The organism is Bacillus sp. Hm123 (assembly GCF_051842975.2).
Taxonomy (GTDB): Bacteria; Bacillota; Bacilli; order Bacillales; family Domibacillaceae; genus Bacillus_CE.
In genome coordinates this window covers 3098660-3111027 of record NZ_CM200277.1, presented here as the reverse complement: position 1 = coordinate 3111027, position 12368 = coordinate 3098660, and the positions used below count along the sequence as shown (strand labels likewise).

Genomic DNA, 12368 nt, shown 5'->3' with positions numbered 1-12368 from the left:
GGACATCCCCCGTATTCATATTTTGGCTGCTTTTTTCATAGGGTAGGGTAGAGAGGTTGTCCCGTAGTGAGGACAGCTTTTGGAAGCTTTCCATATTGGAGGAGGCGAGAGCGTGAAGAGGAAGTGGGTTATTGTGATGATAGTGGCTTCTTTTTTTTCGGGAGCGGGGGGGATGTATGCGGGGCTATCTGCTTGGGGGGTAAAAGAAGAACAGGCAGAGCCGTCACCGTCGTATAAATTGCCGGATGAGCTGTATAAAGTGCAGACGGCTTATGAAATGATTGGGGATAAGTATGTCGCAAAAGTTGATCGAGCCGAGCTAATTGAAGGGGCGATCGATGGGATGGTGGCTTCGCTACAAGATCCGTATTCGGTCTATATGGATGCTGAAACGGTGAAGCAGTTTGAAGAATCGTTAGACTCCTCCTTTGAAGGAATTGGGGCTGAGATCACCGTCGAGGATGGGAAGCTGATCATTGTTGCACCATTTAAAGACTCTCCGGCTGAAAAAGCAGGATTGAAGCCAAAGGATCAAATCGTCTCGATTGATGGGAAGTCGGTGAGCGGTTTAACGATTTTTGAAGCAACGAAAAAAATTCGCGGCAAAAAAGGGACAAGCGTGATGGTTGGCATCGTTCGACAAGGGATGTCCAAACCGCTTGAAGTGAAAGTGAAGCGCAATGAAATCCCATTACAAACGGTCACTGCTAAAATGAACAAAAAGCGTGGGCAGTCGATTGGTATCATTGAAATTACTTCCTTTTCGGAAGAAACCGCAAAGGAATTTAAGCGAGAATTACACAAGCTAGAGGATAAAAACATCGAGGGGCTTTTAATTGATGTGCGTGGCAATCCAGGCGGCTTCTTAATTAGTGTAGAAGAGATTTTAAAAGAATTCGTCACCGAAAATCGACCGTATGTACAGATTGAAGATCGAAGTGGTCGCAAAATCCCGTATTTCTCAAAAAAGGAAAAAATAAAGCCGTACCCGATCGCTGTGTTAACCGATCAAGGTAGTGCTTCCGCTTCTGAAATTCTCGCTGGTGCCCTGCAGGAAGCAGAAAGTTATAAAATTATCGGAGAAACGACTTTCGGAAAAGGAACGGTCCAGCAGCCAGTTCCGCTCGGAGATGGAAGTAACTTAAAATTAACGACCCATAAATGGTTAACGCCAAAGGGGCATTGGATTCATCAAAAAGGGATTCGCCCAGATATTGAAGTGCGGCAACCAGACTATTTCTATGCTCATCCATTACAAATCGAGAAGCCGCTGAAGCGAGAAATGAACAATGATAGCGTGAAAAGTGCGCAAATGATGCTCGAAGGATTAGGATATGGCCCTGGGCGAACGGATGGTTATTTTAATAAAGAAACGGCAAAATCGGTACGTGCTTTGCAGCTCCAAGCAGACCTTGAACAAACGGGGATGATCGATCAAGAAACGGCCGACTATTTAGAAGGAAAATGGATAGAAGAAATGAAGAAAGAAAAGAATGATCGTCAACTCCAAACCGCCCTTGGGTATTTAAGAGATAAATAGCTATACAGAAAAAAGCTTAGCGTTCAACGCCATCGTTAAGCTTTTTTTTGGTACAATGATAAGTAAATGGATAAGAAGATAAGGTTGGTGACGCCATGGTACAAGAATGGTTACTTGAGTTATTGGTCGGAATCGGAAGGTTATTTATTCATCCGATCTTTTATTTTTCATTTCTGCTAGCAATTGCGGTCGGAATGTTTCGAGTCAATCGAGAAAGAAAAGACTTCGATACACGCGTGTATGATCTGTACGATGAGGTGCGCTACATATTGCCTTCAAGTTTATTGATTGGTTTGATCGTATCGGTTGTCACGATCACAGCGGGGCTTACGCTTCCGCTTGAATTATTGAATTTTATTGCAGTGGTTACGATTATTTTAAGTGTAAGCGGCTTTCGTTTATTGTCACCGGCATGGACGATTGGACTTGCCTTTATCATCTTTGTCGCATCGGAGCAATTCGGTTGGTCATTTATTTCCTATGAGGGCTTATCATTCGGCCAGCTGTTGCTGACGCTTGCGATCATTACTAGCTTGCTGATGATCACAGAAGGGGTGCTTATCTTAAAAAGAGGCTGGCAAGGAACATCGCCGCGACTCATTCAAAGTCCACGAGGCTTAAAAGTCGGTGTGCATGTCGCTCAGCGTTTATGGTTAGTTCCTGTCTTTCTCGTCATGCCAGTCGGTGACTTATCCGCTCCATTTTCGTGGTGGCCAGTGATTTCGATTGGCGCTGAAAATTATGCGCTCATCCTTTATCCCTTTTTAATCGGCTTTGTTCAATGGGTGAAAAGCACGCTACCAGAGCTTGCAGTCAAAGTCACAGGGAAAAACATCATCGCAGCCGGCTTATTTACGTTGGCATTCTCCATTGCTGCTTATTGGAAACCAATGTTTGCTATCGTGGCGATTATATTCGCGGCACTCGTTCGACTTTGGATTGCTTGGCGTCATTATTCATATGAGAAAAACCGTCATTATTTCTTTACTCCACAGCCAAGAGGTGTGATGATTTTAGGCATCCTCCCGCTGTCCCCAGCAAAAAAAATGAAGCTGAAAATTGGAGAAATCGTCTATAAGGCGAACGGGGTCGAAGTGAATACAGAAACCGAATTTTACGCGGCTTTACAAAAGAATGCTGCTTATTGCAAGCTAGAAGTCATTGATATCAGAGGAGAAATTCGCTTCGTTCAAGGCTCGCTTTATCAAGGAGAGCATTACGAGCTTGGTCTCATTTTAGCAACAGAAGATGAGCCGTACTTAGCAGAAGCCGAGATGTGATGTGTCGGCGAACAGTTACAAATAAAAGGCTTCAAAGTAAGATGTACTTACTTTGAAGCCTTTTCATGTTGATTAAGTCAAAAGGTTCATCAAAAAGGCAAAAATTATCGTGAAATCAATGAAAGTACATCCAAGATAATAGTATAATTTACATAAAAAGAGAAGAAAGTGCATTTCCAAAATTCAAAAACAGAATGTTAAGTGGTCGTTAATAATAAAAAATGGAGAGATCAAAATGGTCATAGAGAAGTATCAAAAAATGATTTATGAGCGAATGCAGGAAGATTTTCGCACATGGGAAGAACGCGAATTTATTACAGAGAAAGAGCTGTATCTATTTTTACATAGTTTGAAAGGAACGGCAGGAACGGTTGGATTAACTGAATTAAGTGTCATTTCTAATGAAAAAATAGCAACACTTGAAGAAGATGGGCAACAACAATGGCTAACAGCGGACTGGAAAAATTATTTAGCTCCGATGATTGAAGGGCTATATTTTTATGAGAAGAATGCGATCACTGCTGGAGAGCTAAAGAATGAGTATAAGGATGGCATTAAATCAGAAAAAGAATTTATTCTAGTTATCGATGATGATATCGTATTTATTACATTTATTAAGGATCTCTTAGAAAAAGAAGGCTATTCCGTTCTCATCGCCCACAATGGCCAGCGCGGATTAGAGTTATTGTATGAAGTGAAGCCAGCTATGGTGTTTTTAGATATTAAGCTTCCAGATACAAACGGCTTCACGATTTTAGAAGATATTTTAAAGAAAGTGAAAAAAGAGCACATTATTATAACTATGATGAGTGCGGATGGTAGCCCGAAAAATCGAATCCGTGCTTATGAGATGGGGGCGCTCGACTTTATTGCTAAACCGATTGATCAAGGGATTTTGATTTCCTATGTGACCAATCGGATAAATTACAAAAATGAATTAGAGCAGTCGATTGTGATGGATGAACTGACGAAGATGTTTAATCGGAAATACATGAATGATCGTTTCCAACAGCTTATTCAACAGTTTAATAGAGAGGAAGAGCCGTTTGCTGTTGCGCTGCTAGACTTAGACTTTTTTAAAAAGGTCAATGATACATACGGTCACCTTGTTGGAGATGAAGTATTGCAAGGCTTTGCTGCGTTAGTGAAACAGGAGAAGCGTGAACAGGATATTGCTTGTCGCTATGGGGGAGAGGAGTTTGCTCTGTTAATGCCTAACAGTACAGCTGATGATGCTTATGTCTTGCTTGAGCGACTTCGAAAATCGATGGCGAAAAAAGTATTTTCAGCTAATGGTGTCAACTTTCAGGTGACGTTCTCGGCTGGAGTAGTAGAGGCTACAAGGGCGAATTTGCATCCGAAGAAATTGTTAGAAGAAGCCGATCAAGCTCTTTATCATGCGAAGCAGTCTGGAAGAAATCAGACGATTATTTTCGGATCACATGTAGAAGATGTCCAACAGCGAATGAAAATTACGATGATTATCGTGGATGATGTGTTTATTGTTCGAGAGATGGTTTCTAAGCATTTCTCTACGTGGGAGCCGAATGATAAATATGAGATCGACGTGCTAGAGTTTAGCGATGGCGTAAGCTTTTTACAAGCCAATTGGTATACACCTGGCGGGAAATATATCGTTTTATTAGATGGAAAGATGCCAGACCTAGATGGATTTGATGTGCTTAAGCAGTTAAGAGAGCGTTATCCAGCAAACAATGTGCTTGTTTCGATGCTGACGGGGCGGAGCAGTGAGCAAGATGTTATTCGCGCATTAGAATGTGGAGCGGATGATTATATTGTGAAGCCGTTTGATATTCAAGAGGTGTCACAACGAATCGTACGTTTAATTAAGAGAGTGCTAATTTAAAGGAGTAGAAGCGATGAAAAGAATTTTAGTAGTAGATGATGAAGAAATTTTGCGCATGTTGATTTGTGACACGCTGGAGGATTTAGGCTACGAGATAGAGGAAGCGGAAGATGGAGAAGAAGCACTGAGAAAAGTGAGTGAGCAATCGTATGATTTAATGATTTTAGATTATATGATGCCGAATATAACGGGGATTGAAGTGATTGAACAACTTCCGAACGAGGTTAAACAAGCATTGCCCGTTCTTATGTTAACGGCGAAGGCTCAAGAAACGGATCGGCAAGCGGTGTTAGAGAAAGGTGCTGATTATTTTATGTCTAAGCCTTTTAGTCCAATGGATTTAGCCCATGTCGTGGAGGAAATTTTGAATGTTTAAGCCTCTGCCTTTGCTAGAGAAAAGTATCCGCAATCGTTTTTTAAGAATGATTTTTATATTGATTATGGTTATTTTATCCATAGTTATTGCGTTTTTTCTTTATGCGGATTCGGTTAATGAACGTTTAAAAGTAGAGCGGGAAACGATTCGCGAGAAAGCGGTGATTGTGGACAAGCTCGAAGAAAATTTCAATGGAATCTTTTTTCGAGCTAGAGGATACTATGCATTTCAAAATGACGAAGAGCTTCAATTGCTTTATGAGGACTTAGCAGAATTTGAGCGCTTATTAGAACAGTTTTCTAAGTTGGATTTAACGAGCAAAGAGCGTGAATTATATAAAAGTTTAGTTGATTTTCACGTGAACTATAAGCAGGAAATCTTTCCGAAAGCGATCAGTTATGTGGAAGCGAATGACTATGAGGCATTACGAAAACTTTCTAGCAGTGGGACGAATGATCTCGTCAATCAATTTGTTATTTATGCAAAAGACTATAAATATAAAACAGATGAAGAGTTAAATGATATTTTTCAGGAAACGATTGAACAAGCACAGCAATTTACGCTGTTGGCCTTTATGTTAAGCGGACTTATTTTACTGTTCATGGCTATGATGATGTGGAGAGTTCTCCATAATCTTATCCGTCCAGTTGAACAATTAACGACAGCCACTAATGCAATAGCGGCAGGTGATTCTTTTGAGCTTGGGCCACTAGTTGGGCGCCAAGATGAACTAGGGGTACTGTCTAGTTCATTTCAGTTTATGTCAAAATCTATTTTAGAAAAAGAAGAAGAATTGATGGCTCAAAATGAAGAACTGACTGCCCAACAAATCGCCTTACAAGAGAATCAGGAGCAGTTGCAACGGTCGCTTAATCAGCTGCAAAAATATAATCAGCTCAACCATGCATTAACGTTTACGTTAGATAAACAAAAGTTAGTGACGGTTGTCCATAAATACTTAGATGAATTGAATAAATTCGATAGAAGTTTAATGTATTTATGGGAAGGAAATGAGTATGCTTCTAAAGGGTTATCTGAGCAATCGATTCAACAAGTTGTTGGAATGCTTAACGAGGACAAACGAGTACGATTAGAGGAAGAAAAATCATTTGTCATCACACGAACCGTAACGCCGGAAGCCCAAGGAATTGCTACCGATCCTTATGATTGCTATGACTTATATTCATCTGTATTGGATTCTAGTGGCAAGCTTGTGGCGGTTATGATGGCGACAAGAGAAGGGCATCCATTCTCTGCTCAAGATTTAGAGGATATTAACGGATTGATGAACCGTGTTTCGATTGCTTTTGAACGGATCTTAATGTACGAAGAAGTAGAGCGATCTCGTCAGCTGAATCAAGATATTATTGACAATGTGAATGAAGGGATTCAGTTTGTCTCCTTATCAGGGGATGTCATTCAAGTGAATGAATCGCTATGTCATCTTGTTCAGTGTCAAGATTGGTTAGATGGAAGGAAGATTGTAAAGCAAGCTTGGCTGGAGCATTTTAGGTCACTTTGCGATCAACCGGAAGAACTGACGAGCTTCTTAGAGCAGGCGATCACGGATGATTTCAAGGAAACGAGAAAAATTCGTTACAAAATCTCTCATGAAGTACCGAGCTTCATTGAAGTCTATGCAGCAAGTGTATATGAAGAAGCGGAAAAGGTAGGAACCGTATTTGTTCATCGTGACATTACGAGAGAATACGAAGTCGATCAAATGAAGTCCGAGCTTGTAAGTACGGTGAGTCATGAACTGCGCACACCGCTCTCCAGTGTGCTCGGCTTTACCGAGCTTCTATTGACGAAAACGGTCAAGCCGGAGCGCCAGAAAAAATATATCGAGACGATCCATAAGGAAGCGAAACGCCTGACGAACCTCATCAATGATTTTCTTGATTTACAGCGGATGGAGTCGGGCAAGCAGCAATATTCGATGCAAACACTATCGTTCGATGAATTGGCGATTGAAATTGTCAATCGTTTCCGACATGAAAAGAACCATCACGTTCACTTAGTTGATAAAGCAAGATTTGTCGATGTGAAGGTAGATCAAGAGCGAATCATACAGCTGTTAACGAATGTAGTCGGAAATGCGATCAAGTTTTCACCGGATGGCGGAGATGTGTTAATTACGCTTGAAAATGTGAATGATGCCCTGCAAGTTAGTATAAAAGATGAAGGCATTGGCATCCCAGCGAATGCTCTGACAAAGCTGTTTCAAAAGTTTAAGCGAATTGATAATAGCTCCAGTCGCAAAATTGGTGGTACCGGGCTAGGTCTAGCCATTAGTAAAGAAATTGTCGCTAAACATGGTGGTGAGATTTGGATTGAGTCGGAAGAAGGACGTGGAACAACGGTGTACTTTCAGCTCCCACTCGTGAGTAAACGCCTTTCTGAACAAACGAAAAAAACAGCAGAACTAGTTGCCGAGCAAAAGGGCCAGCAAGTCATGATCGTAGAGGATGATTTGAGCTTAGGTCTGCTTTTATCTGAAGAATTAAAGAGCAAGGGGTTTACAGTCATTTATCATAACGACCCTAAGCGTGCGTTTGAGGATGCTCTTCGCACTCCACTTCTCGGTATCGTCATTGACATCATGCTCGGAGAAGAAATGGACGGCTGGGACTTAGTGCAAAAGTTGAAAGAAACAGATAAAACGAGCAACATTCCGATCGTCATTTCCTCAGCACTTGATAAAGTGAAAGAGAAAGTGGAGCAATATCAGATTGAGAAATATTTAACGAAGCCTTATCCACCAGAAGAACTTTCTAATGTATTGACGGGATTTTTATTATCTGAATCAAGCAATGGGAGCGTTATGTTTCCAGGTAAAGAGTAACATGAAAACCGTTCTGTGCGTAATCGGTGCGCACAGAACGGTTTTTTTCGTGTTCCAGTTTTTCAATCATCAAAAATTCTAAAAAAAACGACAAAATTAAATAGACGACCCATTGATTTTTTTAAACACACCATTTATAATCAATAACGATAATCACTCTCATTTAAAAAGTGTGTGATTCCTCCCCCCTTTGGAATTTGAAGAAATACCAGCAAGTCATCACAAATGATTATAGAGATCGAAGGATGTGAACAATTGAACAACAATTCTGCAAGAAAATTAGAAACTTCAAGTTTATATTACGTTGTCATTCTATTACTTATAGGGGCGATCCTGTTATCAGCGGTTTATTCTATATCGATTGGGCAAGTAACGATTCCCTTTAAGCAATCGATGGAGATCTTGTTACATACGATCACAAATGGTCGATTTGGATTATTGGAAAATGTCGATAGTTCATCCTATTACAATATCGTTTATGAAATTCGAATACCGCGGGTAATCTTTGCTCTGCTTATAGGGATGGGACTTACATTGTGTGGCGTTGTCATGCAAGCAGTCGTCCAAAACCCACTCGCTGATCCGTACATTTTAGGTATTTCATCCGGTGCTTCTCTCGGTGCAACCTTTGCAATTCTTGTTGGATTTGGTAGCGGAACACTCCTTTCCCAGTTAGGGATAACCACCGGTGCATTCATTGGAGCGATGATTACGTCAATTGCTGTACTCTTTTTATCGAGTATCGGTGGAAAAGCAACATCGGTAAAACTTGTTTTATCTGGGGTTGTCGTAGGTGCATTAGTAAGTTCCTTTTCAAGTTTGATTATCTTTTTTGCCAATGACGCCGAAGGAATTAAAACGATTACTTTTTGGTCTATGGGAAGTCTAGCTTCAGCAAGTTGGGATGAAGTGCCGATTTTAGCTATTATCATATTGATCGGCAGTATTTTGTTTCTGTTGCAGTATCGAATCCTCAATACAATGTTAATTGGAGATGAAGCGGCCATTACACTAGGAATCAACTTAAGTGCTTATCGTAAGTTGTATATGATTTTTGCTGCTTTAGTTACAGGGACAATGGTTGCCTATTCGGGCATGATTGGCTTTGTTGGTCTTGTCATTCCTCATATCGCAAGAGGAATATTCGGTTCGGATCATAAGCGTCTTACACTTGGAACCTTATTATTAGGTGGTTTGTTTTTAATTTGGGCAGACATTCTTTCAAGGACATTGATTAATAATGTTGAACTGCCAATCGGAATCATTACATCTGTTATTGGTTCACCATTATTCATCTATATGATTGCGAAAAAAGGCTATAAGTTCGGAGGGTGAAAAATGGAATTAACTGCAAATGATGTAAGCATGAAGTTTGGAAAAAAAGACATCATCAAAAACTGCTCCATTTTCGTAAAGAAAAAACAATTCGTTGGTCTAATTGGTCCGAATGGTTGTGGAAAATCAACATTATTGAAAAGCATTTATAAAAGCTTAGTGCCGCATAAAGGAACCGTTTTTTTAAATGAGTTGGATGTATTAAAATCCCCAGAAAAGAAGGTTTCTCAACGGTTAGGTGTTGTAGGTCAATTCAATGAAATGAGCTTCGATCTGTCTGTTAAACAGATGGTGATGCTCGGTAGAACGCCACATAAAAAAATGCTTGAACCTGACAAACAAGAAGATGAAATCATCGTTGAGCAAGCATTGGCTCGTACAAACCTTCTTGATTATCAAAATCGTAGTTATTTGTCACTTTCGGGTGGTGAAAAGCAACGGGTTATTTTAGCAAGAACGATTGCGCAACAACCACAGTTTTTAATTTTAGATGAGCCAACGAATCATTTAGATATACGTTATCAGCTCGAAATTTTAACATGCGTAAAGGAATTAAATGTCGGGGTGTTAGCGGCGCTTCATGACTTAGAAATTGCTTCCCATTACTGTGACTATCTTTATGCAATCAAAGATGGTGAAATTTATGCATATGGGACACCAGAAGAAGTATTAACACCTGAAACCATTGAAGTATTATATCAAATAAAATGCCAAACATATATTAACCCAATAACTAATGGGTTAGCATTTGCTTATGGTGTATAGAATAGGAGATGGAGAAATGAAGAAGAACTTATTATTCATCGTTAGCTTGATGCTAATTTTAATCTTAGCTGCTTGTGGTAACAATGATTCGAAAGAAGAAACAAAGGCAGGAGAGGCAAAAACAGAAGAAACAAAAGATAATAGTAAAGAAAAAGATTCAGAAGGAGACTCTCATTATCCTGTAACCATTAAAAACTATAAGTTGCCAGAGGGCGGTAAAGAGTGGAAAGAGAACGAACAAACTTTTGACAAAGCTCCTGAACGAATTCTAGCTAACACACGACCTGCTGCAGAGATACTATTACATTTAGGACTTGGTGATAAAATTGTTGGTGTCGGCGCAAGCTTCGGAATACCAGATAAAGAAGTAGAAGAAGAATATGCTAAATTGAACATACTAAGCGAGGAGTACATTAGTAAAGAGGTGGCGCTCGGACCTAACCCAGATTTCATTTACGGCCGAGGCGGATTGTTTTCAAACGCTGAATGGGGAGTAGGAACAGTTGATTCACTAAATGATATGGGCATTAATACATTTGTATTAGAATCATCCATTACTAATGGAACGTATGAATCAATCTATAAAGATATTGAAAATTTAGGTAAAATCTTTAACGTAGAGGACAAAGCAGAAAGCTTCATCAAGCAAATAAAAGAAAAACAAAATTCGGTCACTTCTAAATTCGCTAATATTAAAGAAAATAAGACATTCGCTTATTTGCATATGAATGATCCGAAAGAAATCAGTATTTATCCAGCAAGCGATGAAACATTCTTTAATGACGTTTTTAACATGATCAATCTTGAAAATGTGTTTAAGGATGCAACAGGAGAAGTAGCTGTTGAAGCACTAATCGAAGCAGACCCAGATGTCCTTATCATTCCTAGCTTTGAGAAGAAAGATGAAGTGATGAAAGCACTCTATTCAAATCCAAAACTTTCAAGTATGAAAGCTATTAAAGACAAGCAAATTTTTGCGGTTGAATTCAACTACTTATTCGGCTATGGCTACAACGCGATTGACGGAATGGAAGCGTTAGCTAAAGAAATTTATCCAGATGTATTTAAGTAAATAACCTGTTAAGGGGAGGGCGCCCGATTCGTCATGATTTGCGCCCAATTCGAGCAAATTCGCGCCCGATTTGCAGCCATTCCCGACTAAAAACAGCGAGTTTCCGCCCAATCGCCCTAGTCGATAGAAAAAAGGTGTCTCAACAGTCGACTGTTGGGACACCTTTTATGATTATGTTCTGTTTTGTAAGTTTAGCTCCATCACTAACCCTACCACTTTTGAAGTGGTATCCATTTCGCCATTTAGGCGGAAGCCGAATTTTTCATATAATCGTTGAGCGACCTTATTTTCGGCAAAGATGCTTAAGAAAATTTGGTCGTTTTTATACGTTTCTGTTATTTGCTTGAGCAAGATTTTTAAGAAACGAGTCGCATAGCCTTGTCCTTGCTGACTTTGGTCAATCATGAAGCGATCCAGCCAAATTTGTTTGGTCGATTGTTCTCGTCCATACATGGCGTAACCGACGAGCGTGTCGCCGTCGTACAACCCGACTGATTTCCACTCAGGCTCAAATATTGATTGAGCGATTGAATAGGCGTTGCTTTCAATAAACGGTTGTTGATCTTCAGTTACTGATAATAGAGCGATTGCTTTCCAATTATCAGCGCATACCTCTTTAATGAAGAGGTTCATAATTCCATCTCGCTTTCTGTGACAATAAATTAGACTGATTCCATTTTTCATTTTATACTAAAAGTGGGTAAGTGATAAATAATATTCATTGGAATTCGGAGGCTGGAAGAAGATGAGTGCCGACGTCAAGTTGCGTCCGTTAGAGCGAGAAGATTTGAAGTTTGTTCATAAGCTGAACAATAACGCGAAAATTATGTCTTACTGGTTTGAAGAGCCGTATGAATCATTTGTAGAGCTACAAGATTTGTACGATAAACATATCCATGTTCAAAGTGAGCGTCGTTTTATCGTTGAACGAGAGGGAGAAATGCTCGGTCTTGTGGAGTTAGTTGAAATTGATTACATTCACCGGCGAGCAGAGTTCCAAATTATTATTCATCCCCAGCATCAGGGGCGTGGTTACTCAGTGAAGGCAACAAAGTTAGCGATGCATTATGCTTTTGCTGTATTGAACATGCATAAGTTATATTTAATTGTGGATAAAGTGAATGAAAAAGCGATTCATGTATACGAGAAGGTTGGTTTTCAAGTCGAAGGAGAATTGAGAGATGAATTTTTCGTTGCTGGAAGCTACCATGATGCGATCCGCATGTGCATGTTTCAAGATGAATATTTTAAAAGAAATTAAAAAAATTCTGTGCAGAAAATAAAGCTG

At 39.8% G+C, this 12368-nt stretch carries 10 protein-coding genes; 9 read left to right on the top strand and 1 reads right to left on the bottom strand.

Translation table 11 applies throughout. The features are described 5' to 3' along the window. Positions 1–112 precede the first annotated feature (112 nt). The 8 genes from ACSVDJ_RS16365 (at position 113) to ACSVDJ_RS16330 (ending at position 11080) form a co-directional block, all read left to right on the top strand. On the top strand, positions 113–1540 hold the full coding sequence (locus tag ACSVDJ_RS16365) for a S41 family peptidase (protein ID WP_439167285.1): 1428 nt from the start codon (positions 113–115) through the stop codon (positions 1538–1540). Positions 1541–1635: 95 nt separating this feature from the next. Then, positions 1636–2820 (top strand): PDZ domain-containing protein, encoded by a 1185-nt coding sequence (locus ACSVDJ_RS16360; RefSeq protein ID WP_439167283.1) that lies wholly within the window; start codon positions 1636–1638, stop codon positions 2818–2820. 235 nt (positions 2821–3055) lie between these two features. Next, complete coding sequence (locus ACSVDJ_RS16355; RefSeq protein WP_439167281.1) at positions 3056–4687, top strand: GGDEF domain-containing response regulator; 1632 nt, start codon at positions 3056–3058, stop codon at positions 4685–4687. A 13-nt stretch (positions 4688–4700) separates the two neighbouring features. After that, entirely contained in the window at positions 4701–5063 is a 363-nt protein-coding gene (locus ACSVDJ_RS16350; RefSeq protein ID WP_439167279.1) for a response regulator transcription factor, read from the top strand. Beyond that, positions 5056–7908, top strand: coding sequence for an ATP-binding protein (locus tag ACSVDJ_RS16345; RefSeq protein ID WP_439167277.1), 2853 nt, complete (start codon positions 5056–5058; stop codon positions 7906–7908). Before ACSVDJ_RS16350 ends, ACSVDJ_RS16345 begins: the two co-directional genes overlap by 8 nt. A gap of 255 nt (positions 7909–8163) precedes the next feature. Further along, a complete protein-coding gene (locus tag ACSVDJ_RS16340; protein WP_518619401.1) occupies positions 8164–9243 on the top strand; it encodes an iron chelate uptake ABC transporter family permease subunit in 1080 nt (359 codons plus the stop codon). Positions 9244–9246: 3 nt separating this feature from the next. After that, positions 9247–10008, top strand: a complete 762-nt coding sequence (locus ACSVDJ_RS16335) for an ABC transporter ATP-binding protein (RefSeq protein ID WP_439167275.1) — start codon at positions 9247–9249, stop codon at positions 10006–10008. 16 nt (positions 10009–10024) lie between these two features. After that, positions 10025–11080 carry an ABC transporter substrate-binding protein gene (locus tag ACSVDJ_RS16330; protein ID WP_439167274.1) on the top strand — a complete coding sequence of 352 codons (1056 nt, stop codon included), beginning with the start codon at positions 10025–10027 and terminating at the stop codon, positions 11078–11080. Between the two features lie 171 nt (positions 11081–11251). On the opposite strand, the gene ACSVDJ_RS16325 is transcribed toward ACSVDJ_RS16330, so the two are convergent. Continuing rightward, positions 11252–11713, bottom strand: a complete 462-nt coding sequence (locus tag ACSVDJ_RS16325) for a GNAT family N-acetyltransferase (RefSeq protein ID WP_439167904.1) — start codon at positions 11711–11713, stop codon at positions 11252–11254. Between the two features lie 112 nt (positions 11714–11825). Here ACSVDJ_RS16325 and speG point away from each other — a divergent pair, with 112 nt between their 5' ends. After that, positions 11826–12341: a spermidine N1-acetyltransferase gene (gene speG / locus ACSVDJ_RS16320; protein WP_439167272.1), complete on the top strand. Its 516-nt coding sequence runs from the start codon at positions 11826–11828 to the stop codon at positions 12339–12341. Positions 12342–12368 lie beyond the last annotated feature (27 nt).